The organism is Shewanella sp. VB17, assembly GCF_013248905.1.
Taxonomy (GTDB): domain Bacteria; phylum Pseudomonadota; class Gammaproteobacteria; order Enterobacterales; family Shewanellaceae; genus Shewanella.
Genome location: NZ_JABRVS010000001.1, coordinates 1,262,147 through 1,288,194 on the forward strand (window position 1 = coordinate 1,262,147; position 26,048 = coordinate 1,288,194).

Consider the following 26,048-nt stretch of genomic DNA (forward strand, 5'->3'; position numbering starts at 1 on the left):
CACACATAAGATAGCTCTTTATATGATAGGGCTGATGGTCAACCTACAGGGTTATTATCGGGGATATCACCGTTGAGTGAAATATCAACGGAATGTTTGTCGGGTTTAGCATAACTGATACGTGATAGTCTTTGGGTTGAGTGATAGCTGTCTAAACCTGACAATGCGACGGTATCAAGTGACTCTATATCGATATAACCATCGTCTTTAATGGCCTCCTTTTCACAGACAATATGAGTAATTTCCCCAATGATTAATTGAGTGTCATTCAGACTAATGGGTATAATTTCTCGCAATGTTAAGGCGTACTTAAGCCTGCTTTCCTTCACAAATGGGGCATCCACACCGTTAATAAAGTCAGGCGTTAAGTCAACCTGATTAAACTCACTTTCATTCGCTAAATATCGTGCTGATGTTTGATGAGCTTTACGCCAGAATGATTCACTGACTTGGTTGATGGTGTATTGCTCTGTTTGTTGAATATTGCCTAATGTATGCCGTGCAGCACTATCTGGACGCATAATAAACCCCACAAGCGCTGGCGATGAACCTAAATGGAATACTGAACTAAATATGGCTAAATTATGTTTCCCTTCAGCATTGGAAGTACCAATGACATTGACGCTTTTGAACCCTGATAGGCTATTCATTAGCTGTACTCTGTAACGAGCATTCATATTCAACAAGTCGTTATGATTGTAATGTTGCATACTTTATCTTCATGGTATTAATCTGACTAAAAATCAGTACGCAGTTACAGGTGCTAACGATCACTTTTAAAAATCTTTCTGCCCATACTGATTTAAAATGGATGATTTTTGAACTTTTATCCATTTTACATCGTATAGTCGTCATTGGATGTTAAACGATATAAAATATTAACGACAAATATTGGGTGAAAAATGACACATGCAAATTATTTAGAATTGTTTAATCATGTACTGACTCATGGAACGAAACAACTTTCAACAATGTGTTTAGGTTCACTATCTGCTTGGCATGAAATTGATGGTTATACGTGTTATCTGAGATCGGAAGGGGTAACATTAACATTGTTGTTTCATAATCGTTTTTCGTACGAGTACGATGATGAATCAGCGTTACTTACCTTTAAAAGCGAAACTGAAAAAGTGTTTGCCTCGATAAAAAAATCAATGATTTAACAAGATAAAAGTGGTAACGATGAATAAAGTTAATCAAAAGGCATTATTAAACAGTAAATGGACTAAAAGTATTGTTATTAATAAAGAAAAACACTTTATTATTGTAAATATTGAACTCGATGAGACACAAAAAGTCTCTTTGTGTGTCATCGAAGCGGTCATGACTCATCAAGAATACGAGATTGATTGGAGATCGTTAAAGGATCCCAAACAATGGAAGGTCGGATGGCAATAAGTTATTTGCCATCATTTTTTTAGCGAATCATTTTGTTTTTTGTTTGATAAGCGAGTTATCTGCTTTAGATCAGTAGAGTTTCGATGGAAATAACATTCTCATTTTTAGTCATATTGTTGATCTGCTAAGATCAATTAATAGGTTATAAGTGATTTTTTCTTATACATCAGAAACGACAATAGCTGGTCACTGAAGTTATCTGGACTCAAGCGACTTTTAAGAGGTTAAATTCTGCCTGTTGAGGTAGTTTTGATATACTCGCTTTCTTCATTGAAAGGTATAAAGCAAGGTAAAGGTCGTTGTCGTATCTGTTTGCTTACTGCCTTCTGGGACGACATCAGTGTATTTGACGTTAATGCCTATATCGAATGTCCAGTCTTGAAACAAGGTGTTTTTATAATTTATGTCTAAGGTGAGAGTACTATTATTTTGCCCTGTTTCTGCGATGAGATCGGTATTTAAGGTGGTGTACTCTTGCAGCTTCTGTTCGAATGTAATTTTTGTACGTATGATCACATCTTTTTCGGCCTCAGGTGTTGGCTCTATTTCGGTTTCTAAAGGGAGGTTGTAGCGGTAACCAGGGCCAGCTTCTAATATTAGTTTGGTCTTATGGCTATCAATGATGTTAAAACCATAACCAGTAGAGACAGTCCATATTCGAGTATAACTACCAAACCTATCAGAGGTGAAATCAGTCAAGCCTAAGATATAGCCCTTGTTACTACCACCCAGTTTATAGTTAGACTGTAGGTTAACTTCATACTTCTCAGCCGTTGTTTTTTCATCATCAGATGCGAAATTAGCCTTGAATTTAGCCTCTTGTTTTGTCTGTAGGGTATCGTAAATGAATTTTGTTTTACCATTAAAACTACTTGACTGTGTATTCCCTGTATTGAGTACTAATCCAGCGCCAATTTCGGCAGTGAAGTCACTAGGTGGCTCTTGGTAATCAGGAGGCACTAGTGCCCATGCTGTACTAGGGAAAACTAAATATAATAATATCGCCGTTCTATATACCATTCTTATTCTTACTATTAATTTGTAACATCATGAAAATGTATTAGCTCGCCAACATAATACCCATAATGCAGCCCGTCGGCAAAGTGATTATTTCTAGATTTAGCTTGAATAATATTTTGTTATTGTGTAATATTTCGCGGCTTAAATCAGTCAATTTAATTAGTTCCTTGTCTCTATTTGGTTTGACTGAGCCAATAACGAGGCTAGATAACCGTAAGGAGCAAAAAATGCGTCATTATGAAATCGTATTTTTGGTTCACCCTGATCAGAGTGAACAAGTACCGGGTATGATTGAGCGTTACTCGGGTATTATTACCCAAGCTGGCGGTCAAATTCATCGTTTAGAAGATTGGGGTCGTCGTCAACTGGCTTACCCAATAATCGAACTGCATAAAGCTCACTATGTTCTTATGAACGTAGAAGCATCTGCTGAGTCGGTTGAAGAACTTGAAACAGCTTTCCGTTTCAACGACGCCGTATTGCGTAACATGGTTATGCGTACTAAAGCTGCTATTACTGAAGCATCTCCAATGGCTAAAGCTAAAGACGAACGTGATTCACGTCGTTCTAGCGAAGGCGAGCGCCGTCCAGCGTCTGCTGATGCAAATGAAGAAATTACAGAAGCCGCTGAAAACACAGCTGAGTAAGTTTTTTTGTGACCATAAATCATTTGGTGTTATCGGGAACCATTACGCGTTCTAGACGCTTTCATAGCCCAGCAGGTATCGCGCATAGTGTGATTATGCTGGAACACAAATCGCAGTGTTTTGAAGCTGAAATGCTTAGAAATGTATACTGCCAGATACAAGTGATATTGAGTGGTGAACGCTTTAACAGCGTTACAGAACAACTGAAAGCAGGTGTGAACATCGAGGTTAAAGGCTTTATCGCTCTACAGCAGAGTCGTAATGGTCAAAACCGATTGGTGTTACACGCTGAAAATGTCGAATTGAAAACTTAGGAGACTGTCACATGGCACGTTATTTCCGTCGTCGCAAGTTCTGCCGTTTTACTGCAGAAGGTGTAACTGAGATCGATTATAAAGATATCGTTACTCTAAAGAATTATGTTACTGAAAGTGGTAAAATTGTTCCAAGTCGTATCACTGGTACAAATGCTAAATATCAACGTCAACTAGCTCGCGCTATTAAGCGTGCTCGTTATCTTTCTCTACTGCCTTACACTGATTTACATCAGTAATAACGCAATAATTTAGAGGAATTAATAATGAACGTTATTTTACTTGATAAAATCGCTAACCTAGGAAACCTAGGTGATAAAGTTGCAGTTAAGTCTGGTTACGCACGTAACTTTCTTCTGCCACAAGGTAAAGCTGTTGTTGCTAATACTGCTAACACTGAAGTCTTTGAAGCACGTCGTGCTGAATTAGAAACTAAGTTAGCGGCTGATCTTACTGCTGCTCAAGCCCGTGCTGATAAAATCAACACTCTTGAAGCGGTTGTTATCACTTCTAAAGCGGGTGATGAAGGTAAGCTATTTGGTTCAATTGGTAACCGTGATATCGCTGATGCAGTCACTGCTGCTGGCGTTGAGCTTGCTAAGAGCGAAGTTCGTCTTCCACTAGGTGCATTACGCACGACTGGTGAATTCGAAGTTGAAGTTCAAGTTCACACTGAAGTTAAAGCTATTGTTAAGCTTTCTGTTGTTGCAGAAGACTAAATATTAGTTAAAGCTAATATGGTTAATACGTAAGCGTTAATCTATAAGCTTTAAAAGAAAACACCGCTCTATTTTTATAGGCGGTGTTTTTTTTATGTGTTATTTTTTGAAAAATAATCAACCAGCCTAAACTGGTTGCATCACATGGATTGATAATCGTCAGTTCCGTACTAATTCTAGCTCTTCAATTAAGTTATTAGCGTGGTCAACTTTATCCATCATCCACAGGATATAACGGATATCAACGTGGATTGCCCTGGTGATGGTAGGGTTAAAAAACCAGTCTTTGGTGATGGCTTCATACGTTGAATCGAAGTTGAGACCGACTAATTCGCCTTTACCATTAAATACCGGTGAGCCTGAGTTACCACCAGTAGTATCGACACTGGATAGGAAGTTCACTGGTACTGAGTTGAACTCTTCAGGTTTATCTGAACATGAGAAGAGTTGGCAGATCCAATTGCTCGGTTCAGCCATTATGGAGGCGACTTTATGACTGCCATAGTCTTGTTTTTTTATGGCATCTAATATTTTATTGGGTGCATTAAAAGGGGCGACACCAGTGTGTTTAGCGATTATCCCCTCTAGGCGGGTAAAAGGTTGCTTGTAAAGTGCATCACGAGATTGATAGCCCTCTACTTTGCCGTAGCTGATACGTAAAGTGCCGTTAGCATCTGGGTATATTGGCCTATCTTTGGCTTTATTGTATGCAATAATAGCTTTCATATAATCAGGCCTTGCTTGAGAAAGTTCGCCTAGTAAGGTTTTTTTCTCTTTTTCTTGTGCCATATTGGTGTCGTACAGAGCCACAGCAAGTCTGATAAAAGGGTCTGTACTGGTTTCAAATTGGCTGCTATCAGCAGTCATCCAAGCCAGACGTTTTTCTTGATTAGTTAACGATGTGAGAGCATATAGACCATCGAGTTTATCTGATATAGTGATAGATTTATCAGGGTTATTTAACATAGTATCTAAGGCTGCAACTCGATGTTCTTGTTTGACATAAGCTTGCAAATCTTGCTGCCATAGGGTTTTATCAACAGACCTATCAAAACGTGAGTCGATACGTTTGAGGCGGGCTGTAAATAATGCAATATCGCGTTCTTGGTAACCTTCTTCTCGTTCACTGTCAGGTTTGTGTTTTTCTTGTGACAAACGATAGAGTTTATTGGCAGCATCGAGTAGGGCGCTTGATTGAGCGTGTTCGAAATAATGACGCGTTTGCATTGCAATACGCTTTTTATTTAACAGAGTTTCAAGTTGATCAAATTGAGACTGGTATCCCTGATACATCTTGTCGGCAGCAAGCCATTTAAGGAAATCATCTTGGCGGTTTTGTTTAATGCCTATAATATCAGTAGCCTTAAAACCATCTAGTAGACCTTGATATTTTTTCATACGGTTAGCCATTGAGGCTAGGGTACCTGCATATTTTATCGCAACGTTATCGTCGGTATCAGCTATTTTTTTGATGGTATTGATACGTAATTGATATCGTGCCGCGAGAGTCGGATATAGCCAATCATTGGCAAATTGCAGTTCACTGGTTAAACGGTAGCGACTGGTTAACCCTGGGTAACCCGCAACAAACACGCCATCACCTATTTTTATGCCATCAGCATTAATTTTAAGGTAGCTTTTAGGCGTAAAAGGGACGTTATCTGTAGAATAAGCGGCAGGTTTACCGTCTTTTCCTATGTATGCCCTAAGAAAAGTGAAGTCACCAGAATGACGTGGATATTCATAGTTATCGATATCACCGCCAAATGCGCCGACACTCTTAGGTGGAGCATATACTAGTCGTACATCACGGATGATTAATTGTTTGATGAGGTAATATTCAAGACCATTATGGAAGCTACGAACTGAGCAACGGTAGTTTTTGTCGTTTTCACATACTTTGATAAGCGATTTACGCTTAGACTGTATTTCTTGATATCGAATTAACGGCAGTAGACTTAGTTTGTCGATAATTTGAGCTGAAACATCAGTTACAGCTTCTGTGATGTAAAGGCGTTCATTAGGACCTGCACTCGGCTCTTGATCTTTACTGGAGGCTAAAAAACCATTAGCGATGTAATTGTGCTCTTTTTTACTGTTATATTGAATCGCATTATAGGCACAGTGGTGGTTTGTGATAACTAAGCCTTGGGGAGAAACAAAACTGGCGGTACAATAGCCAAGCCCGACAACTGCATTCATCGGGTATTGTGTTAGATCGGCAAGTTGCTTAGCTGGGATGTTAATACCACGTTCATTAAGCTTATCAGCAATAGAGGGCATTTGATAAGGTTGCCACTGGCCCTCATCTGCAAATGTGCCACTGGATGCTAATAGGATAACTGAAGACAGCACCATTGCTGAGATCGATGCATTAGGCATGTTGTTTCCTTATTTTTTATTGTTATTTGGATTGGAACGTACGTGTTCTTTTTTATTTAACTCGGTTTTATATCATATTTCGCTTAACTGTTGGTAATTTGGAGATTAAATGTCACAACAAAGTGCTTTCAAGGCTAAAAATAAGCCTAGAGATATCCAGATGGATGCACTCAAAATGCCGCCTCATTCTTTAGAGGCTGAACAATCAGTACTGGGTGGCTTGATGCTTGATTCCGATGCGTGGGATAGAGTGAGTGAAGTGGTTGTGGCAGAAGACTTTTACTCACGATCACATCGTATGATCTTTACTGCGATGGGAACACTGGCGAATGCGAGTCAACCGATAGATTTGATCACTGTTTCTGAGCAGTTAGAAGTTGAAGATCAATTAGAGGATGCAGGCGGTTTTGCCTATTTAGGTGAGATCGCTAAAAATACCCCTAGTGCGGGCAATATCTTATCTTATGGTGCTATTGTTCGAGAGCGTGCAGTGGTACGCGATATGATCAAGGTCGCAAATGAAATTGCCGATGCAGGTTTTAACCCTGAAGGACGAAATTCAAGTGAACTACTTGATCTCGCCGAGACAAAGGTATTTAAAATCGCCGAATCTAGAGCCAATGCTAATGAAGGACCAGAAGGGATTAAGGCGATTTTAGAGAAAACCGTCGATAAAATTGAGCAGCTTTATAATAACCCCAGTAATGGGGTTACAGGGGTGTCCAGTGGTTTTGGCGATCTTGATAAGATGACCGCGGGTTTTCAATCCGGTGATTTGGTCATCGTTGCAGCTCGCCCATCTATGGGGAAGACGACGTTTGCGATGAACTTGTGTGAACAAGCGGCACTTAATGAAGATAAACCGGTACTTATTTTTAGCCTTGAGATGCCTTCAGAGCAAATCATGATGCGTATGTTAGCCTCACTTGGTCGGGTGGATCAAACTAAAATTCGTACTGGTCAACTCGATGATGATGATTGGGCACGTGTTTCTTCAACCATGGGGATCATGCTTGAACAAGGCAAGATGTATATTGATGATGGCTCTGGTTTGACACCGACGGATGTTCGTAGCCGAGCACGGCGGATAGCTCGAGAGCACGGTGGCTTATCGATGATTATGATCGATTACCTACAGTTGATGCAGGTGCCAGCATTGAAAGATAACCGAACTTTAGAGATTTCAGAGATCTCTCGCTCGCTTAAAGCACTGGCTAAGGAATTAGAAGTGCCAGTGATTGCTTTATCTCAGTTAAACCGCTCATTGGAGCAACGTGCCGATAAGCGCCCGATTAACTCTGATTTGCGTGAATCTGGTGCGATTGAGCAAGATGCTGATCTTATTATGTTTATCTATCGTGACGAGGTTTATCATGATGATTCTGAACACAAAGGCGTTGCTGAAATTATTATCGGTAAACAGCGTAATGGTCCTATCGGGCGTGTTCCATTAACTTTTCAGGGGCAGTTTTCTCGTTTTGATAATTATGCAGGTCCTCAGTTTGAAGAAGATTAAGCCTGTGGATATGCTGGCGATGATGAATAGACTTCAAGATTAAACGGATCCACTTAACGTGGCTCGTCTATCGATAACTTAAATAAACTCACTACAAATTAATTATATATCCATTATATATTTATTATATATTGGATATTTAGTTAGCGACTTAATAGATTAAGGTGACGGTTTGAAGCCCTTTCCCCGAGCAGAGATAAGTGCTAGAGCGCTAAAGAAAAATTTGTCGCGTATGCGTCAAATTGCGCCAAAAAGTAAAATAATGGCGGTCGTTAAAGCCAATGGTTATGGCCATGGTTTACTGAATGTGGCACGTTGCTTTAGTGAAGCTGATGGTTTTGGTCTGGCTCGTTTAGAAGAAGCATTAGCGTTGAGAGACGGTGGGGTCAAGGCGAAACTTGTCTTGTTAGAAGGTTTTTTTAGGCAAGCAGATTTAATGACCTTGGTTGAGCATGATATCGATACCGTTATCCATAATGAAGTTCAGTTAACCATGTTGGAGAAGTCTTCTTTGGTTAAACCTATCACAGTATGGTTAAAACTCGATTCGGGTATGCATCGATTGGGATTTACGCCTGAGCAGTTTACTCAAGTGTATGACAGACTTGAGCGATGTCCTCAAGTGGCTAAACCGATACACATTATGTCGCATTTTGCTTGCGCTGATGAGCCAGATAACCCAATGACGGTTCAGCAATTACGTGTTTTTGACGGACTGACGAAAAAGGTAGCGGGTGAGCGTACTTTGGCGAATTCTGCCGGCAGCCTGTACTGGCCAGAAAGCCAATTTGATTGGGTTCGTCCAGGCATTGCGCTTTATGGTGTATCACCTGTTGTCGGTGATTTAGGTTGCAATCATGGTTTAGAACCTGCGATGGAGCTGATTTCTCAGCTCATTGCTGTCAGAGAACATAAGGCGGGTGAGCCTGTGGGTTATGGCTGTTTTTGGCATGCAAAAGAGGATACAAAGCTCGGCGTGGTTGCTATTGGCTATGGTGACGGTTATCCGCGCAATGCACCAGAAGGGACGCCAGTTTGGATAAATGGCCGACGCGTGCCTGTTATTGGCCGAGTCTCTATGGATATGCTAACCGTTGATTTAGGTAAAATGGCCACAGATTGCATTGGTGATGATGCCATTTTATGGGGAAAAAAGTTACCTGTAGAAGATGTCGCTCAGCATATTGGGACTATTGCGTATGAGCTGGTGACCAAGCTAACGCCGAGAGTGACAGTGTGTTTAAACGAATAAGTGTGTTTATTTAGTATTTCAATTTTATGAGCTTATTGCTTACAAGTGGGTGGATGTTTTGCTAGAAAAAATAATAAATTACCGAATGATATTGGCACTGTGTTGTGTTGTTAATCTCACGACAGCCAAAGCCGCAGAGACCCCTATTATTGATATCGATAGTGCACTTAATTCTGATACTGATCCAGAGACCCCTCCCACTGATAATATTAAAAAGGGAAAATATAAAGCTGAGTTTGTGGCCGTGCCCTTTATTTTCTCTACAGAAACATTGAGCACAACCATAGGGGGAGCAGGCGTAATTAAGCATGCAGGTCAAGCTCAAGCCTCTTTATTCGGTATGGGTCTTTATAGTGCCAACGATAGTTGGCTGACGTACATAGGGGCCAATAACTATCAATTACCTAAGCTAGATCAATGGCTGTTTTCAGCTGAATATTACCGAGCTAGCTATAAAGAAGGAATTTATTTTGTACCCAATGGTGGCCAAGGTACACAAAACAGATCGAATTCCTCCACTGATATGGTTGTAGCGGTTGGCGATGAGACCAATGCAAAACTGCATATCAAATATGTGTTGCCTTGGGGAAGAGGTGCACAAGGTGCGGCTAGAAGTTTAATGCCAACAGAGAACAATGTTGGTTGGGATCCCAGAACATCGGGTGTATCAAGCATTACCTTAACCCCATTTATTCAGACCCGTGATATTGTGGGTTACGATGAACTGCCGACTAAAGCGCAAGGGCTTAAGCTAAAATTTGATTGGGATAATCGTGATAACGGTAAAAATAGTCATAATGGTGGTCGTACTAGTTTAACCTTTAGTCGTGATTTTGGATCTGACGGATCTAATGATAATAGCAGTGATGCTCGAGAAAGTTGGACAACGTGGGAGTTTGAACAGAGCGCTTTTGTGTCACTTGGCAGCAGCGATTGGTTCAATCAACAAACCTTAGCATTTAATTTTTATTTAGCTGATACTCCGACGTGGAATGAAGGCGACTCAGGATCGGAAGAATACCATCGTCCTCCTTCTTTTGCTGGGGTTAGTTTAGGCGGATTTGACAGTTTACGTGGTTATTCTAAAGACCAATTTGTAGGGCGCAGTGCCGTGCAGTATTCTGCCGAATACAGAATGGAGCCTAAATGGCAGCCGCTGCAAACTTGGCCTGTTTTTAATTTGTATCATGTTCCATGGTGGCAATGGGTGGTATTTGCTGAGGCTGGTCAAGTGAGTGATGAATTTAGCTTTAATGAGTTGCATCAAGATATGCAATGGACCTTAGGTGCCGGAGTACGTTTTGAGATAGAAAGTGTCGTGGTGCGAACTGAATTTGCCTATAGTGGTGATGAAAGTCAATTTTGGGTTATGGTGAATCAACCATTTTAATCCCATTAGATTAAATACCAAATTGTGCCGATAAAAAATGGCGTTTAAGCGATAGTGTGGTGGTTTATACTGTGTTTTTTAGATAGTTAACCTGAGCTCGGGTTAAGCAGCGCCGCTTAATATCGCTATTTTGGCCCCTATCTTTGTTGTGCTTTCTAGTCATAGCCAGCTATTACGTACGAAATCTCGCCTTGATATCGACAAAAATTTCGGTATTAAGCAAGTGGCTGGGTGAATAAACAACAATTAGCTGGGGTTTAACTTGTTGATTTTAAATGAAAAGTTAAAAGTGTGTGACACTCGTTATCCCAAGTTCAGGTTAGTTAATCTTCAAAACACATTTCAATGAATGCTTTGCCAAAGTGACTGTCGAAGGGCATGATTATTTTTTGTCCTTTGACTTTATGACGGATAGTATGAGTTTGACCTGATACTACAGTTGGGGTGGCCATTTCAAACTCATAACCTTCATCAGCCAATATATTCTTAGCTCCACCTGCCACCATATTGGTGATTTCTCCCACGAGATCTATTATTTCTTCGTTGATCATGCCTGGATTCTCACCTAACATGTTTTGCATAATTTCTAAAATAAGTTTTTGTTCGAACGATATGGAAAGTGAGCCTTTGGTTTGTGGTCCGATCAAACTGATAAGGCCAGAGACATCGCCTTTTGCGTCATTATCTTTTTTTATGCTCAATTTTCCTGATGATAACTCCATACTCGCCATGGTGGAGATAACGTGAATTAAGGAATCTAAAAAAGGATTAATAAAATTAACATTCATATGTTCATTATCCCTAGACTCAAACCGTAGAGCTAGTTACGACAATATTGAGACCACTTTTACCTATATTAGGCCATTTTTTATTATAATTCCGCTTTACCTCTATATTTCGTCATTAAAAAGTATGATCCCGTGCTATAGCTTTAGTAAGCTAATGGTGTGAACTTTAGCTAAACATGAACATAGATCAGGGCTCATGATGCGAACTATCATTAGCCCTGAATACACTCTATTAATCAGATTTAGTGTTGTTGACTGCGAAATGTTCAGCTGCGGTGTTAACATAGTACAGTTGTGACCAACGACCATTCATTAAGTAATGAAAGGTGATGTGGATCGGTGAACCATCAGTGGGTAGACTCGTTATAGTGTGTGAAGTATCATTGATTTGGCTCGAATTACGGTAATAATCTTGTGCTCCACGTGATGAACCGGCATAAAACCAAAATCCAGTAGCGTCACCGGGATCCCACGTAAATTGTTGCGATGAGCCTGTTAACGTATCGCCATCAAGTGGACTTGTTAGGCCCAGATCTCCTTTGTTGGTATCATCAGCTGCAGTATAAGTGAAGTATAATTGAAACCACTGTCCCTCCACAAGATAATGAAAAGTAACATAGATAAGTGAGCCATCTGTGGGTAAATCTGTCACAGTATGCGACGTACCATTAATTTGGTTTGAATTACGGTAATAATCTCTCGCCCCTTGTGATGAACCAGCATAAAACCAGAAGCCTTGTGCATTACCCGCATCCCAAGTAAATAATTGTGATGTGCCAGTGAGGGTTGCACCATTGGCTAGATTGGTGATGTTAGGTTCATCATTTCCGTCACCGATATCGCTAATGTATCCTTCAATGGCATAATGACCCAGTGAAGAATAGTTTGAAAATCCCCAATTCGGGCTGCCTTCAGCACCTCCTAATACTTCTAAAGTATAATCTCCAGCGGGTAAGTTTTGACTAAAAGAGGCTGAGCGATTCACGTTGTTATTCGACTGCGCTAGTGTATACCCGAAGCTGTCTTTTATATAGGCTTGAGTATCCAACATACCACCGCCCATATGCTCAGTCCTATCGATAGTGAAATTAACATATGAGCTTGCTGAGTTGATACTGAAGGTGAAGCTATCAGTATCGGTATTGCGTTCTATTTGTCCAGTATTATTACTGGCACTTACCTTGCCGTCGGAGTCGATGATTAAGGCCTTAGAAGTCACAATGTCATCGGATTTGAATGGAATAAAGCCATTGATAATATTGAAGTCATCTTCACGATTAGAGGCACCTGAATATTCGCCTTTACTCCATTGATGCAGGGCATGCTGCCAACTTGTGGCCATCCAAATATTGCCCATAATAGGTACCCATTGAAAATCAGCAATCCCATTATAATACTCCCCGCCTGGAGATCCGCCGTCATGACCTAAATGCAGTAAGTGACCAATTTCATGTGCCGCAATGCGACCTTGACCATAGGCATCTCTTTCTCGATATAAAGTACAGAAGGTTGATGTCCCAAATGCATAATGACAGCTCGAACGCCCCATTTCACGATACATAGTTGTACCACCGCGCCTGCTCACAGCAGCATTATTATAAACATCCCTATTGGTAGTCACATTCACATCAAGCATTGAAAAACTCGCTGCGACAATTTGCCAAGTGGTCCAGATAAACGCTTTAGAGACATCATAAGGAACGCCATCACTCATGATCCTACGTGTATCCAATAAAATCACATAGCGAGAGCCCGGCTTACTTTCTAATTTACCAACATGTGTACCAGGATAATTGCCTAGGTGCGCTTTTGACACGGCCGGAAAAGTAAACTGCGATAAAGCCGTTGGTAGGAGTGGATCATGGTATTGTAAATCACAACGCGGATGAACATCGGTAATAGCAATCTCATTGACAAATAAATGGCCATTAATGGTGGTGTATTGATAAGCAAGATCTTGCTTTCTTAAGATGATCCAGCCATAGATTTTATCGTTATTTCCTTGCAAAATGAACTCAGAATCAGCGACCCCTAGGACTTGACCATTCATCGATACAGAACCATCGATATCAACGGAGAAATCATCCGTCACGACCTTGATTTCTTCCCCGAGATGATTGGTCAAAGAAAATATGTTTGGCAGGTGACTGACGTTATCACTATCAAACGCTAATTGCTCTTTCACTGCATCATGGATACCGGATCCGGCTAAAAAAGAGGCTGGGCTGCCAAGCGCTAAACCGATTGAGGATACATGTGCTGTCGTTTGACTTTCAGATGCGGCAATCAGTGAGCTAAAAAGTAAGCATATTAGTAGGAATAACTTGCTCTTAGAGTGAAATGTATTTACAAAAACAGTAATTAAATACGCTAAATATTTCATATTTACATCCTTGTAATTTATGTATGTATAACAATGTTAGTGTTTATCACTGGTTATTTCAAATCTGGCGATATTATCAACTTATTTTACGTGTACGTTTTTTTGCTGACACGGCTGTAAAACTGCGCTTGTCATTAAGGCTAAATACCTTGTCTAATATTGTGTAAATAAAATATATTTCCTCGTGATTATTAGAGGTAAAAAATTAAATGGGTCGACGTTCTAAGTCGGAACTTATTATTTTACAAATGAATAATGAATATAAAGGTCTTAAGCTCTTCAACTCTAAGCTTGGTCTATACTCTATACGTGTGATTGAATTGCACGCCTAGGTTGGTGTTGTCATGAATCATCTTTCATACGATTTTCGCGATGTAAAATCTTATTCTTAACTTGATCCAGATGACTCATTACATGTGATGTATCTTGTTAAGGAACGCTAATATTCACGGGATAAAGTATGAGTAAAGAGAAAAATGGTCGTAAAGAAGGTAAGAAAAAGCCACTGAAAACAGCTAAAGAAAAGCGAATTGCAAAACATGTAAAAAAGACTCAGCAGGCTTGTTAGAGAATGTAAAGTAAAATCAATTCTTTAATAAACAATAGCTTGGTTTGTTTTTATCTTGCATGGCCTCTTTTAGGGTTAACTTAGTGTTAGCCCTATTTATTTGTGGCTCGTCCGCTCAGCAGCAGAGTGGCTTTACGAGAAAAACAACGCGCTAAGATCTGCGCCGATCGCACTTGATTTCAGTGTTTTTCGGTTGTAGTCGTGGTAAAAAGCTGAGTTGGTAGATTGCAATACTTTCGTTATGGGGAGTTTGTATTCAGTAAAATTCATTATTTAGTTCTTATCATTTTCCGAGTTGAATCCATTAGATAGGTCAATTGATTCCATATTATTAGAGGATTAAACTCTATTTTTGTTCACATTAGATACTCGAAATACATTATGTATTGTTAATACATAATGTATTTATCGCTGTTGAGTTTGTTTGTACATTATGTATAATCGATGTTGCTTGTATTTAGAGATGTATTGAAAGTTGTTACGGTCTTAATTGATGGTATAGGCATTAAATAAAGATAACGATGCCAATGAAGGCTGTGTATGTATACATTTTTTTGGTCAATTTGAATTAGCCTATTTGTTATCAATATGAAGCAATATTGGTGTGTCGAAGTTATTTACTTTGTTATTCATTATTTTTAGAGAAAATCTATTTGTAAATAGAATAGATATTGTTTTATGCAAGGTTACTATTTATGTCTTAACAGATTTCTCTATTGAATTTTTATCTTAAGATTGATTGGTTGGTTGTTATGTAAATGTTGGTTTTATATGCATCTAGAGGCGGCGCTTATGCACTGCATGAGTTAAATGTATTTATGTTGATTATTAAGTGTGTAAAGTTTTTTTTGTGGTTATTCATTAAAAAATGTGTATCGTAATGGTATTCCTATGTTAAATATCTTAGCTCTTATTTACTTGATTTTGATTCAATTTTACAAGGAAGGAATTTAAAAATGTTTAACCTTATCACTATTTCTATTGTTATGAGTTTGTTTGCTCTGGCCATTTATTTTCTTTATTTAACTTTAAAAAAGGCAGATTTAACTTGTTCAGTAGATGCATCAAGTGTTAATACTGGTTTAAGTTGTGAACATCATTATTTAGAGTTGATTAAGATAGCGATGGATAGAGCCGCCGCAGAAGAGAATAAAGGGAACATAGCCGAGTATATGAGAGAGATAAAGGTGTGTGATGAACGTTTGATTGCTATTTCTAAAAAAATAAGTTCTGCCGATAAATCTCATTTAAGGATTGCAAGTTAATCATATAAAGCTAGCGAAATGCTAGCTTGCTGTTTGCTTTATAAAGTCTTGTATTTCAATAACAGCAGTGATTTTATCTGTTGATTGATGATCTGCTTCAGCCAAAATGTGAGCCGCCTTAAGTATATTACCCGCTCCCATTTTTTCAAAAACGTTAAAAAATACAGTAATATCATCTGGGCTTATGTCAATCGCTCTAGCTAATAATTTTAACGCATCCGTTAAGTGCTGTTGCTCAGCAATGTAAAGGCTTGTTGTCACAGTTTCAAGTTCTATAGGTGAGATATTATCCCCAAACAGCTGAGACATGCTGATATTCAGGAATTCTGATAACTTGATCAGTCCGTTTAAAGAAGGTTCTCTTCTCCCGTTAAAGTAATGACCTATTGCTCCTTTGGTGGTGACACCAAAAACCTCTAAAAGATCACCCTGTTGAATGCCGTTGCGCCTCATCAGAACTTCCGCATTTGTTGCCCATTTGGGTTTACTCATAGCCAGAACTAACTCCAAAACATTCATACACAGAACCGTACCAAATCATACACTTTGTACCTCAACACTACAACGTAACAAAATGTTAGGTTTAAGTTTGTTTTTTGCTGTAGTTGGTGTATATTGCGGTATACATTTTGTATCCTTCATGTTGTGCGGATGCAGATGAAATTAAAACACTATTACCATCATTTGGGATTTTCTATAGGTTGGCCTATTTCATTGATTGATGAAATATCACATTTTTTGGCTCAAAGAGCGCCAGAGATAATCAGCGTATTTTTAGTATGTTGGGGATCCGGTAAGGGATGTAAGCAAGCCTGCAGATGTTTAATGACCAATGTGGGTTAATACCGAGAGAGGCAGCACCATGTTATACATTCAAGGATGTTTCGGCAATGTGATTACTTTTGCTGAACTGAGCGAGCGGGGGAGCGCCCGATGAGTATGGAATTGATGGTGAAGGCGATGAAAGTCAAAGTGGGTAATCCGCTGCGTAAGCTGGTGCTCATTAAGTTGGCTGACAATGCGAGTGATAGTGGTGAGTGTTGGCCGAGTTATCAGCATATTGCTGATCAATGTGAAATAGCTAAAAGCACAGTAAGGAAACACATTAAGGAGTTGGCAGACAGTGGCTTATTGATGGTGACCAATAGAAAAGGGCCAAAGGGAAATAGTTCGAATATGTATACTTTAACACTATGTCGTCAGATAGCACCGCCTATGCCGTTATGTGGCACAGGGAATATGCCGTTAAATAGCACAGGTAAATCGTCAGGTGGCATAGGGGGGGGGCCGTCAGATAGCACCAGAATCAGTCACTCTTTTGAACCAGTCAATGAATCTTTACAAGCGAATGTAAAAAAATCATCTCAAACACAAGCATTGAATTTTTCATCTTGGCCAGGTATGCCAAGTGAGCAAGCTTTGGCGGATTGGATGGCAATGCGAAAACGGAAAAAATCGGATCTGAATCAAACGGCAGTCAATCGTCTTGCTCGGCATTTACATGAGGCAGTGGCGGTTGGTTATTCGGTCGATGATTGCATTGCGATTTGTGCCACTCGTGGTTGGCTTGGGTTTGAAGCGCGTTGGTTACAGCAGATTAACGACACACCTAAAGTGAATGTGCTAGATATTCCAAGGTATTCTCAAAGTCATGACCATCTTTTAGGAGCATATGAACAGGATTTCAATACGGAGCTATAACAATGCAATCAATGGCGAATAATACAGTATCACTAAGTATACTGCTGAATAAATTAGGTTGTCCTGCCAGTGTTACACCTTGTACTCGTGAACATATTAAGCAATTAAAATTACGCGATGAAATCGCAGCGTTTAAGCGTCATCAATCGCAAAAACTAGACAAACTTAGCGGTAAGTCTGGACTTAATAAACGTTTTTTAGCGTGTACCTTTGATAATTATTATACCCGTTTAGCAGGGCAAGTTAAGGCGGTAGATATTGCTCAAGAATATGTTCGTCGTTTCGTTGAATTAGCCTCACTAGGCAAGGGTTTTCTCTTCACTGGTACGCCAGGAACGGGTAAAAATCATATCGCCAGTGCGATAGCTAATGAACTAATCGCCAAGCATCACTCAGTTATGTTAATGAGTGTGATGGATCTGTTTGCTCGGGCGCGGGAGTCTTATGGATATAATCATTTGACCGAAGGACATTTACTCTCTGAGTTTTTAGAACCTGACTTACTGATCATCGATGAAATTGGTCTACAGCGTGGTTCGCGTGATGAATTACTCTGGTTTACCCGTATTTTAGACAAGCGGCTATATGCCAACAAGCCGACAGGCTTTGTGACTAACTTAGATCAAAAAGCGTTACAGCAATTACTGGGTGAACGAGCGTATCAGCGTTTGCAGGATGCCGTGAGTGTGATGGTCAAATTCGATTGGCAGAGTTATAGAGGTAAAAAAAGAACAACTTGTGACTTGAGAGGAAAATAATGGCGAAAGGATGCGATCTTTTAAAAATTGCAAGAAGAATTAGAGGGTTAACTCAAATAGAGGTGGCAGATACTTATGGGGTGAACCTTAAAACTTACCAACGTTGGGAAAAAGGCATTCACCCCGTGAGTTATGATGACTTAGCTGCACTGTGTGAGCAGGTATTTGTGATCCCTCTACCTGAAGTAGAACGGGCGGAACATTATGCAAAATGAGCAACAAAAAATGAGCATTAAAGTATTACGACATGGACTGACACAATGGGGACGTTATTGGCAGAGCCGTGAGTATGGGCAGGGTCATGCAAGTCGCAGTGCATGCGATAAATTGGGGGAAATCAGAGGGCCTAGTGTTATTGATTTTGAGGTACCAAGTCATGTACTGACATACGATCGCCGCATAGAGGCATTAAGTAGTGGTTGTCGCAGAGCCTTACGAGTGCATTATTTATGTCAGCGTAACTGGGCTTTAGTTGGGTTTGACTCGAAGAAGTCTTACTTATACTGGCTCCGCCGTGCAGAATCAGCATTGTTTGAATGAGACTAATGATAAAAAGGACATTAATATGCTTAAAAATAGTGTAGATCAAAATATTAATAACATCATGGATGAAACGATAACAGATTTATCGCAATCGGAGTGTGGCTGGTTTATTGCAAAAGCACTACAGAATATGCGGGTCATTACCGTCGACGGTCATCATCATTTTTCTGCCTTCTCGTTATTAACATCGGCACTTGAAGGTGAGATCCGCTCTCTATTTAAGGGTCATGAGGTGGTAGAAGCAAGAGTGCATCTATTTGAAGCGGATGATTTCGTGATTAACCACATTGATAACGCATACGGGGATGCTACGTCATACATATGCCGACTGGACAGCTACGGACCTTCACGGTTTTTAATTAACAATGAATCAGTCGAAGAAAAGCAGGGTCATTGGATGGCGATCCCTGCTGGAGTGGAGCATGAGGTCAGCAAGGGTGATAAACCACGGTTATCGATGGTTGTGTGGGCTAAGATAATAGCAGCATAGCTTTTCATCATGATAAGCCACTTAAATTGATAGAGCATGGGGAGCTGTGGATTAGCCGAGTTAAACGGTTAATTCAAGCAAAAACAATTGACCCTACACACATGATGTTTGCTGTTGAAAAACCGGTGACAAACGATAGTGATGTTTTAAGGGCTTTTAAAGAAGTTTCCAATGAGATGCATGCTCTTGAGGTCAATGTCACTGAGTTTAAAGAGAAAGATATTATTTATCAATTTGCCTCTAACCTGCATGAGAATAAGCCTTTTGAGCTCATAAACTAATCATCCTATGTGTGGCCTGACATCTGGGTCACTCCATCCCAATATCAGCCAGTTTCCCCCCCTTTTTTTATTCTGCGTGCTTAAAGCTCCATTGAGTTTCATATTCATTATCGATAAAAAGCGTAAGTTAAAGAGAAACACGACTCTCTATTGCTGTTATAGGGAAAATGATGGATCACTAAAAACCCATAAATCATCACTTTCAGGGTTAAAATTAGGGATTAAATACTTATTTTTGGAACAAAAGGACAAAAAAGGGCTAAAAAAGGACATTTATAGGGATATTTTCTTCGCTAAAAAACAGTACATTATTGGTATGCTCAATTAAGTTGTATCTAAGTAAAACCTCAGTGTCCAGCCCGCCTTTTTTGGCGGGTTTTCTATTTCTGGGGTTTACTCAATACTGTTCTAAATGGCAACGACTAATCACGTGTTAAATATCGAGACGCCATGACTATAAATATTTCCATTACCCAATTTCAAGATGCCATCATTGAAGCGCTGGTGGATCACTTTGATAACGTAACCATAGAGGATTATGATTCAAATAAAGATTTATCTGAGTTGGCTCCGGCGTGCTTATTAGACATAGAAGCATTACCCAAAGGCCAAGACTCGTGCGATGGCCGCTATCCGGTCAATGTGCGTTGCTCGCTGCACTGTATATTAGGGCTTGAGCTGGTTGATATTCGACGCCAGCTCCAAGAATTTGCTGTATCGGTTTCTCAGTGTGTGTTTGAACAGGGCACCTGGGGCCTAAGTGCTGTGGTGGCCAAGCCCACAGCCATTAATGCGTTTCCGCGAGGCGATCAAAACGCCACTGAGAAGGGTTATGACTCCTGGGTAGTGAGCTGGCAACAGCAAGTCTTGTTAGGTGCATCTAAATGGGCCGCCGCAGAAATAAGAGGCGGCATTCGTGTCGCGATTAACCCTATTAATGATAATCATGCCGCCGAATATAAACCGCTGGAGGTTGCCCATGCGCCAGATGATTGAATCATTGGTACGTGACATGCTGAGCCCTTATCTTGAACGCATGGAAGAGCTAAGCACAGAAGTAGAAGAGCTCCGCCGCCGAATGCAACTAATGATACGGCTTGGCCACATTAGCCAAGTTCATGAGAGTCACCAGCTTGTTAAAATAAAGCACGGTGAACTCGATACCCCCTTTATAAAATGGTTTGCACAATCGGCTGGCCGGGTCTCACATTACCGCTGCCCAACGGTTGGAGAGCAGGCGTTGATTTTAAACTTTGCAGCCGGTAATACCGGACTCCAAAGCATCGCCTTAGTGGGCATCGACTCCAGCCAATTCCCGTTCCCTGTTGATAATCCTGCTCAGATAATGACAACTTACGGTGATAAGTGCGCCGAAATATGGGACATGGATGCCGGCACGCTCACCTTTAAAGCGTCAGAGATGATTAAGCTCGATACTAAGCTGGTGCATGCAACCAAAAACGTGCATGCAGACAATAACATCGATGCCGGTAAGAATATCCATGCCAAGGGAGAGTCAAGTGATAAGACTCGGACCATGCAAGCTGATCGTGATATTTACAACGGTCATGTGCATCCGCATGGGGAGCCTAAAACGAGCGCGCCGGAGCAGCAGCAATGATAGGAATTGATCGTAGTACAGGTCGAAGCATCGACGGCTTTGCCCAGTTAGTGAGTCGTGTGACTCAGGTGATGACCACGCCGCTCTCAGGGCGAGCTAAACGGCCCACGTTTGGCAGTAAAGTGCGTGAAAACCTGGCCGCTAATATGTCGGCAAGTATGTTGGTTCGTATTCAAGCCGCTTCAATCGAAGCTTTTTATAACCCGGTTAACGGGCTGCAGGATTTCGTCCCTAGCAGTTGCGTAGCCAAACGTCATGCCACAGGTCTGAGTTTGTATTTTGAAGGTCAATGGCAAGGGCGTTCTATTAAGTTTGAGGTACCGCTGGATGTTTCCACACCAAAACCCCTTACCTAAATCAGACATTATCACCACCCCCACTTTTGATGTGTTGTTGAATAAGGTTAAAGCCGATGTATTGGGGTACTTGCAAGAGACAGCACCGGCTGATGTAGATGCTGTGCGCCAGACCTTTGATAATGAAGCTGAGCTGCTGACTAAATTTACCGAAGCGTTTACGGTGATTTTACAGAGCCACTTTAGGCAGATGAATGCTCAGGCTCAGCAAATGTTTGGCATGTATGCCACAGATAACGCCATGGTAGATCTGATCGCTAGCCAATTAGGTGTTAAGCGTCAAATTCTTGATCCCGGCGATGCTAATGCATTTCCTCGGGTGCCGCCATCAATGGAAAGTAATGAATCCTTGTTAACCCGTTATTACTTGGGGGCTTATGCGTTGGCAAGTACCGGCACTCGCTCCGGATATCGCTTTCATGCCATGACGTTAGGCGGCAGACCTTTGGTAAAAGTGGCCAGTCCTGAGCTTAATAAAGTGCTGGTGACCTATGAATTTGAACAGCACGAAAGTGCCGGTTTAACTAAGGATGCACAGGCAAGGCAGGTCACGCCTGGGGTGGTGGATTGTTTTATTTTGGCCCATGCAGGAGATGGTGTGCCAGAGTCATCCTTGATTAATGCCACCCAAGCCTATTTAGCCCGTGACGATATTGCCCAAGAGACCGATTTAATCACAGTAAAACCCGCCTCGATTCAATATTGGTCATGTGCGGCGCAGCTGTACATTAGACCAGGGCCAGATGCTGATGTGGTTAAGTTAGCCGCTGAAAAAGCGGTGCAAGATTATGCGATTACTCAGCACCGCTTGGGTGGCAGCATTGAGCCATCCATGCTTTACAGTGTGTTACTGAAAACCACCGGCGCTCACCGAGGCGATATTATCCAACCCGCTCAGCCACTGCGCTGTGCCCATAGTGAGGCGCCTTATCTTGAGTCAATCAACATTACCGTCAGCACTGAAAACCTATAGTGTATTACCGGACAACCGCAGCGCGTTAGAAAGAGCGCTAGAGTTGTCCCTTACTCAGCAGATGTATGCGGTTGACCATCCATATCCCCAGTTGTTGGATGCGTGGCATACCAGTATCGATGTGGTGCCTTATTTGGCCGCCGAGCGTCAATTGCCCGTGTGGGACACGGCAGACTCTGAACATGTTAAGCGCAGTCTCGCGGGTAACGCTTGGCAGATTCGCCAGTTAAGTGGTACCCGAGCAGGCTTAAATATGGCGCTAGAGTCATTTGATTTTTTAAGCGAAATCAAGCCTTGGTACCAACAAACACCCCAAGGCCAGCCTTACAGCTTAGAGGTGATTGCTTGGGAAAAAGGCAATAAACCGGTGAATGTGGCCAACGTGAAAAAGCTGCAGGCCTACATAGCTGACACTCAATCAGAGCGGGATAAAATTGAACTGTCCTTGATGTTTGGGGTGGAAACCAGCTTGAGGTTAACAGGATCCGGTGCGCCAAGTACTAACATAAAAAACACCCATGGCGAGGCAGGGCTTTGGCCAATGCCAAGTGCTAAGGTGTTTTTATCCGTTGCTGCAGCAGTGCCGCCAGCGATCAATATTCACCCCCTCAACCTGCAGGCCGCTGTGCCTATTATCACAGGTTATGGTCAGGTGGGTATGACGGCGGTAGCAGCCCATTACAGTGTTACGGCATCAAGCGTTAGCGCGATAGCCGTTTTATAAGGTAACGAAAATGAGCGATCAACTGAAGTTAGTGATCACCCGTCAGGGCTTAGATGAATGTATTAGCGCCAAGTCTAAAGGGATCAGCTTAAATCTTAAATGGGTATCAGCCGGTGACACTGCTTATACCCCGAACCCAGATCAAACTCGGCTAAAAAATGAAATTCAACGGGTGGAGTTTGGTGAATATAAAAATATGGGCCGCAATCAACTGCAGGCTGTGGGTAAATTTAGTGGCCCGCAGGAATACCCCATTAGAGAATTGGGCTTTTGGCTTGATAACGGCACCTTATTAGGGGTGATTTCTGCCCCCGGTACCACGCTGAACTATAAGCCCAAAGACGGCCACTGTATTCAGCCAATCACCTTAGACCTGAGCACATTGCCCAGTGATAGTGTGACCGTGGTGGTGGGCACTGAAAACCTCAATATTTTGATTGATGAAGAATTCACCAAAATGGCCACCGCGCAAGTGGACATGATGCACCGACAGATGCTGCATGATTTTCGCATAACCGACAAAGCCAACCGTGCTGAGGTGTATGACAAGCTCACCGCCGATGCTCGGTATTTGCTCAAAAGTGCCAAGTCAGTCGATGCCGAGCGGCTTGATGGCAAATCAGCGGATTTTTATGCTAAGCAAGCAGTATTGGAGACCATCAACCAAGAGCTGAGCAGTGTCATCGTGCAATTTATCCAGATGGCCACCGCGCAAGTCGACAGTATGCATCGGCAAATGCTGCAAGATTTTCAGCTCAGCGATAAAGCCAACAGTGCAGAGGTGCATAGTAAGCTCATCGCGGATGCTCGTTTCGCGTCAAAAACAGAATTTAGCAATATCATTAGACAATTAACTGCCGCGTACAATCGCGGTGCAAATCTAATTAATGGCGTATAAAAGGAGCTTTATATGAGTACGCAAGAAACAGGCGCGTTAATCAAATCAGTCAATAACATGACTGCCACGGTCGCGGGCAAGATGGGTGAGATAGATAAGAAGGTGAATGCTGCAAAATCTTCTTTTAACTCTTGGATGGATACTACTAAGGCCGTCAATATTAACGGTGAAGGCCGATACGTTACTGAATTAGAAGTCGATGGCGACAAAGATACCTTTTATCCGGTTTATTTCAGAATGGAAACGGGTGAAGAAACCAAGATAGAAGTCTATCGTCATTATACTTGGAATAAGGGTAAGAATGATTTTGATACTAGTTCCTCACATATTGCATCGGCATTAGTAGTGTTGAGAGGGCAGTCATATTCTTGGGATGGAGATGCGAATTATCTCCGGACTTTGGTGAACGTTCAACGTTATCGACAGACGGTAGCAAAAGTGGGCTTTAAAGGGTGGTGTGATGTTGAAAAACTAGATCCCAATGGCCCAGACTCAGATTACAATTCACCAGATGAAGGATATATATCTCGAGCTCATTCTTGTTTTATGCTTCGTGGGGGGAGATTGAAATACCGCATTACTTCTAACAGTCCATTAACGTTCAAAGTTTATCAAGAAGGAGATGAGTTTTATAGACATGAAGCTCGTAACTTTAGGTATATCGCTAAAACCGTTCAGTTAGCAGATGCAGAATCTGGTGATGCTGATAATAATCATGGTACAACCTACGTAGGATATAATCTTCCTGTAGTAGCACCGCTGGAGGTATCGTAATGATCCCTAAATTAGTATTTCGAGGTGAGACACTCATCAATATTCCGGCAGATAAGCAATTGCTAGAAGAGCTGGGATTGTCAGAAAGTGAAGCGAATAACGTGCTTGATGATTACCAAACGGGGGGCGAATTAGACAAAATTCGAGCGTATCGAGCCCCACGTCTAGTTGAAGCGGATTATTTAGTTAATATTGCTATGGATAAAGAGCTTGATATTGCCCCTTTTCGTATCTATCGAGAATCCCTGAGGGATATTACAGAACATGAGCAAGTGTTTTCTGCCGTAGTCTGGCCTGAAAAACCAGAACTTCCAACGGAAACCTAACCCACCGCCAACTAGGCGGTTTTTTTATGCCTAAATGCTATGGCTATACCTGCTGTGTTTGGTCACGGTACAAATTAAATTAATGGTGTATAAAAGGAGACTTATATGAGTACACAAGAAACAGGCGCGTTAATCGAATCAGTCAATAACATGACTGCGACGGTGACGGGCAAGATGGGAGAGATTGATAAGAAGGTGAATCATGCTACGGAGAGTGTGCCCAATGCCATTCGCTCTATGGCCTCGGTTAACTTTTTCGTGAGTAATGATGGTCATGACCTTACAGGAAACGGGAGTTTCAATAAACCATTTAAAACAATTTTATTTGCTATTAAACAAGCCATTCCTGGTTCATTCGTCACTATAAATTTGTTCGGTAACCAAGAATATATCTGCGAGAGCAATGTCCACCATAACTCGTCGCATGGTAAAAATATATTGATCACCGTTTATCATGCCAATAGTGAGGTTGTCATCAAGCCTAAAATTACTTTTCGGATGACGAAGAACCCTAAGGGAACTTGGGATGATGCTTACGTTTGTAATTATTTCGAAGGAGAAGATTTTTCACTAACAATTAGAGATGTTGATATTATTCATGAGTCAATTCCTACTGGCGGTAAGCCGTATTATAATCACACATTTGGTGGCGTGGTCACTAGAGGAACAGTTAATTCGGGCGGATTGAATGTTACGTTACGATTTGTTAATTGTGGTTTAGCAACCGGTGACCATCCATTTGTAACAGGATTAATGGGGTACTTGAATGTACATCTGAGAGTGGTATCCATTAGCAAGGGCGGAACCATGGATTCATTATTCCCTAAAGTAAATAATAATATGGCAATGATTATAGGATTACAGTCGGTGTCGATATCTGGTTTTACAAGTAATTTACCAGATAATGTGTTTAGTTATGATCCCACGAAGGCTGCTAATGTACTGAGTTGTGGACTTTAAT

At 41.2% G+C, this 26,048-nt stretch carries 31 protein-coding genes; 25 read left to right on the forward strand and 6 right to left on the reverse strand.

Annotated features, from left to right (window positions below; translation table 11 throughout):
* Positions 1 to 38: 38 nt before the first annotated feature.
* Entirely contained in the window at positions 39 to 710 is a 672-nt protein-coding gene (locus HQQ94_RS05265; RefSeq protein ID WP_173293421.1) for a flavin reductase family protein, read from the reverse strand.
* Between the two features lie 192 nt (positions 711 to 902).
* Here HQQ94_RS05265 and HQQ94_RS05270 point away from each other — a divergent pair, with 192 nt between their 5' ends.
* On the forward strand, positions 903 to 1,163 hold the full coding sequence (locus tag HQQ94_RS05270) for a DUF3081 family protein (RefSeq protein WP_173293422.1): 261 nt from the start codon (positions 903 to 905) through the stop codon (positions 1,161 to 1,163).
* Positions 1,164 to 1,182: 19 nt separating this feature from the next.
* Positions 1,183 to 1,398: a TIGR02450 family Trp-rich protein gene (locus tag HQQ94_RS05275; RefSeq protein ID WP_173293423.1), complete on the forward strand. Its 216-nt coding sequence runs from the start codon at positions 1,183 to 1,185 to the stop codon at positions 1,396 to 1,398.
* Between the two features lie 267 nt (positions 1,399 to 1,665).
* On the opposite strand, the gene HQQ94_RS05280 is transcribed toward HQQ94_RS05275, so the two are convergent.
* The gene (locus HQQ94_RS05280) at positions 1,666 to 2,418 is read right to left on the reverse strand and encodes a YdiY family protein (RefSeq protein WP_173293424.1); all 753 of its coding nucleotides are present in this window, start codon (positions 2,416 to 2,418) and stop codon (positions 1,666 to 1,668) included.
* A 227-nt stretch (positions 2,419 to 2,645) separates the two neighbouring features.
* Here HQQ94_RS05280 and rpsF point away from each other — a divergent pair, with 227 nt between their 5' ends.
* From rpsF to rplI, 4 genes are read left to right on the forward strand one after another with little or no spacing between them, the layout of a single operon-like run.
* Positions 2,646 to 3,065 carry a 30S ribosomal protein S6 gene (gene rpsF, locus HQQ94_RS05285; RefSeq protein ID WP_173293425.1) on the forward strand — a complete coding sequence of 140 codons (420 nt, stop codon included), beginning with the start codon at positions 2,646 to 2,648 and terminating at the stop codon, positions 3,063 to 3,065.
* 8 nt (positions 3,066 to 3,073) lie between these two features.
* Positions 3,074 to 3,379 carry a primosomal replication protein N gene (gene priB / locus HQQ94_RS05290; RefSeq protein WP_173293426.1) on the forward strand — a complete coding sequence of 102 codons (306 nt, stop codon included), beginning with the start codon at positions 3,074 to 3,076 and terminating at the stop codon, positions 3,377 to 3,379.
* A gap of 11 nt (positions 3,380 to 3,390) precedes the next feature.
* Positions 3,391 to 3,618, forward strand: a complete 228-nt coding sequence (gene rpsR, locus HQQ94_RS05295) for a 30S ribosomal protein S18 (RefSeq protein ID WP_076415822.1) — start codon at positions 3,391 to 3,393, stop codon at positions 3,616 to 3,618.
* Positions 3,619 to 3,645: 27 nt separating this feature from the next.
* Positions 3,646 to 4,098: a 50S ribosomal protein L9 gene (gene rplI, locus HQQ94_RS05300; RefSeq protein WP_173293427.1), complete on the forward strand. Its 453-nt coding sequence runs from the start codon at positions 3,646 to 3,648 to the stop codon at positions 4,096 to 4,098.
* A 159-nt stretch (positions 4,099 to 4,257) separates the two neighbouring features.
* Here rplI and HQQ94_RS05305 read toward each other — a convergent pair whose 3' ends face one another.
* Positions 4,258 to 6,456, reverse strand: coding sequence for a S46 family peptidase (locus HQQ94_RS05305; RefSeq protein WP_254304161.1), 2,199 nt, complete (start codon positions 6,454 to 6,456; stop codon positions 4,258 to 4,260).
* A 133-nt stretch (positions 6,457 to 6,589) separates the two neighbouring features.
* On the opposite strand from HQQ94_RS05305, the gene dnaB reads away from it, so the two are divergent.
* The 3 genes from dnaB to HQQ94_RS05320 all read left to right on the forward strand — a co-directional run bounded on the left by dnaB (position 6,590) and on the right by HQQ94_RS05320 (position 10,638).
* The gene (gene dnaB, locus HQQ94_RS05310) at positions 6,590 to 7,996 is read left to right on the forward strand and encodes a replicative DNA helicase (protein WP_173293429.1); all 1,407 of its coding nucleotides are present in this window, start codon (positions 6,590 to 6,592) and stop codon (positions 7,994 to 7,996) included.
* Positions 7,997 to 8,168: 172 nt separating this feature from the next.
* Positions 8,169 to 9,248 carry an alanine racemase gene (gene alr / locus HQQ94_RS05315; RefSeq protein ID WP_173293430.1) on the forward strand — a complete coding sequence of 360 codons (1,080 nt, stop codon included), beginning with the start codon at positions 8,169 to 8,171 and terminating at the stop codon, positions 9,246 to 9,248.
* Positions 9,249 to 9,306: 58 nt separating this feature from the next.
* Entirely contained in the window at positions 9,307 to 10,638 is a 1,332-nt protein-coding gene (locus HQQ94_RS05320) for a hypothetical protein (protein ID WP_173293431.1), read from the forward strand.
* 323 nt (positions 10,639 to 10,961) lie between these two features.
* Here HQQ94_RS05320 and HQQ94_RS05325 read toward each other — a convergent pair whose 3' ends face one another.
* On the reverse strand, positions 10,962 to 11,426 hold the full coding sequence (locus HQQ94_RS05325; protein ID WP_173293432.1) for a chemotaxis protein CheX: 465 nt from the start codon (positions 11,424 to 11,426) through the stop codon (positions 10,962 to 10,964).
* 232 nt (positions 11,427 to 11,658) lie between these two features.
* On the reverse strand, positions 11,659 to 13,809 hold the full coding sequence (locus tag HQQ94_RS05330) for a hypothetical protein (protein ID WP_173293433.1): 2,151 nt from the start codon (positions 13,807 to 13,809) through the stop codon (positions 11,659 to 11,661).
* A gap of 1,524 nt (positions 13,810 to 15,333) precedes the next feature.
* On the opposite strand from HQQ94_RS05330, the gene HQQ94_RS05335 reads away from it, so the two are divergent.
* Positions 15,334 to 15,642, forward strand: a complete 309-nt coding sequence (locus HQQ94_RS05335) for a hypothetical protein (RefSeq protein ID WP_173293434.1) — start codon at positions 15,334 to 15,336, stop codon at positions 15,640 to 15,642.
* A 21-nt stretch (positions 15,643 to 15,663) separates the two neighbouring features.
* Here the strand turns inward: HQQ94_RS05335 and HQQ94_RS05340 are convergent, their stop codons facing one another.
* Complete coding sequence (locus tag HQQ94_RS05340) at positions 15,664 to 16,161, reverse strand: helix-turn-helix domain-containing protein (protein ID WP_173293435.1); 498 nt, start codon at positions 16,159 to 16,161, stop codon at positions 15,664 to 15,666.
* Between the two features lie 414 nt (positions 16,162 to 16,575).
* On the opposite strand from HQQ94_RS05340, the gene HQQ94_RS05345 reads away from it, so the two are divergent.
* From HQQ94_RS05345 to HQQ94_RS05415, 15 genes are all read left to right on the forward strand, one after another.
* Complete coding sequence (locus tag HQQ94_RS05345) at positions 16,576 to 17,343, forward strand: helix-turn-helix domain-containing protein (protein ID WP_173293436.1); 768 nt, start codon at positions 16,576 to 16,578, stop codon at positions 17,341 to 17,343.
* 2 nt (positions 17,344 to 17,345) lie between these two features.
* Positions 17,346 to 18,101 (forward strand): ATP-binding protein, encoded by a 756-nt coding sequence (locus HQQ94_RS05350; protein ID WP_173293437.1) that lies wholly within the window; start codon positions 17,346 to 17,348, stop codon positions 18,099 to 18,101.
* Positions 18,101 to 18,316 (forward strand): helix-turn-helix domain-containing protein, encoded by a 216-nt coding sequence (locus HQQ94_RS05355; protein ID WP_173293438.1) that lies wholly within the window; start codon positions 18,101 to 18,103, stop codon positions 18,314 to 18,316. Before HQQ94_RS05350 ends, HQQ94_RS05355 begins: the two co-directional genes overlap by 1 nt.
* Complete coding sequence (locus HQQ94_RS05360) at positions 18,306 to 18,641, forward strand: hypothetical protein (protein WP_173293439.1); 336 nt, start codon at positions 18,306 to 18,308, stop codon at positions 18,639 to 18,641. Before HQQ94_RS05355 ends, HQQ94_RS05360 begins: the two co-directional genes overlap by 11 nt.
* A 25-nt stretch (positions 18,642 to 18,666) precedes the next feature.
* Positions 18,667 to 19,134 (forward strand): hypothetical protein, encoded by a 468-nt coding sequence (locus HQQ94_RS05365; protein WP_173293440.1) that lies wholly within the window; start codon positions 18,667 to 18,669, stop codon positions 19,132 to 19,134.
* Between the two features lie 101 nt (positions 19,135 to 19,235).
* Entirely contained in the window at positions 19,236 to 19,415 is a 180-nt protein-coding gene (locus HQQ94_RS22300; RefSeq protein WP_217273994.1) for a hypothetical protein, read from the forward strand.
* A gap of 450 nt (positions 19,416 to 19,865) precedes the next feature.
* The gene (locus tag HQQ94_RS05375; RefSeq protein ID WP_173293441.1) at positions 19,866 to 20,411 is read left to right on the forward strand and encodes a hypothetical protein; all 546 of its coding nucleotides are present in this window, start codon (positions 19,866 to 19,868) and stop codon (positions 20,409 to 20,411) included.
* The gene (locus tag HQQ94_RS05380; protein WP_173293442.1) at positions 20,362 to 21,036 is read left to right on the forward strand and encodes a phage baseplate assembly protein V; all 675 of its coding nucleotides are present in this window, start codon (positions 20,362 to 20,364) and stop codon (positions 21,034 to 21,036) included. Before HQQ94_RS05375 ends, HQQ94_RS05380 begins: the two co-directional genes overlap by 50 nt.
* Positions 21,033 to 21,392 (forward strand): phage baseplate protein, encoded by a 360-nt coding sequence (locus HQQ94_RS05385; protein ID WP_173293443.1) that lies wholly within the window; start codon positions 21,033 to 21,035, stop codon positions 21,390 to 21,392. Before HQQ94_RS05380 ends, HQQ94_RS05385 begins: the two co-directional genes overlap by 4 nt.
* Positions 21,364 to 22,365, forward strand: coding sequence for a baseplate J/gp47 family protein (locus HQQ94_RS05390; protein ID WP_173293444.1), 1,002 nt, complete (start codon positions 21,364 to 21,366; stop codon positions 22,363 to 22,365). Before HQQ94_RS05385 ends, HQQ94_RS05390 begins: the two co-directional genes overlap by 29 nt.
* Positions 22,325 to 23,089, forward strand: coding sequence for a phage tail protein I (locus HQQ94_RS05395; protein WP_173293445.1), 765 nt, complete (start codon positions 22,325 to 22,327; stop codon positions 23,087 to 23,089). Before HQQ94_RS05390 ends, HQQ94_RS05395 begins: the two co-directional genes overlap by 41 nt.
* A 10-nt stretch (positions 23,090 to 23,099) precedes the next feature.
* Positions 23,100 to 23,987, forward strand: a complete 888-nt coding sequence (locus HQQ94_RS22305) for a hypothetical protein (RefSeq protein ID WP_217273995.1) — start codon at positions 23,100 to 23,102, stop codon at positions 23,985 to 23,987.
* Between the two features lie 12 nt (positions 23,988 to 23,999).
* Positions 24,000 to 24,761, forward strand: a complete 762-nt coding sequence (locus HQQ94_RS05405; RefSeq protein WP_173293446.1) for a hypothetical protein — start codon at positions 24,000 to 24,002, stop codon at positions 24,759 to 24,761.
* On the forward strand, positions 24,761 to 25,087 hold the full coding sequence (locus tag HQQ94_RS05410) for a phage tail assembly chaperone (RefSeq protein WP_173293447.1): 327 nt from the start codon (positions 24,761 to 24,763) through the stop codon (positions 25,085 to 25,087). The genes HQQ94_RS05405 and HQQ94_RS05410 overlap by 1 nt, the downstream gene beginning before the upstream one ends.
* Positions 25,088 to 25,192: 105 nt before the next feature.
* Positions 25,193 to 26,047, forward strand: coding sequence for a hypothetical protein (locus HQQ94_RS05415; RefSeq protein WP_173293448.1), 855 nt, complete (start codon positions 25,193 to 25,195; stop codon positions 26,045 to 26,047).
* The last annotated feature ends 1 nt before the right edge of the window (position 26,048 follow it).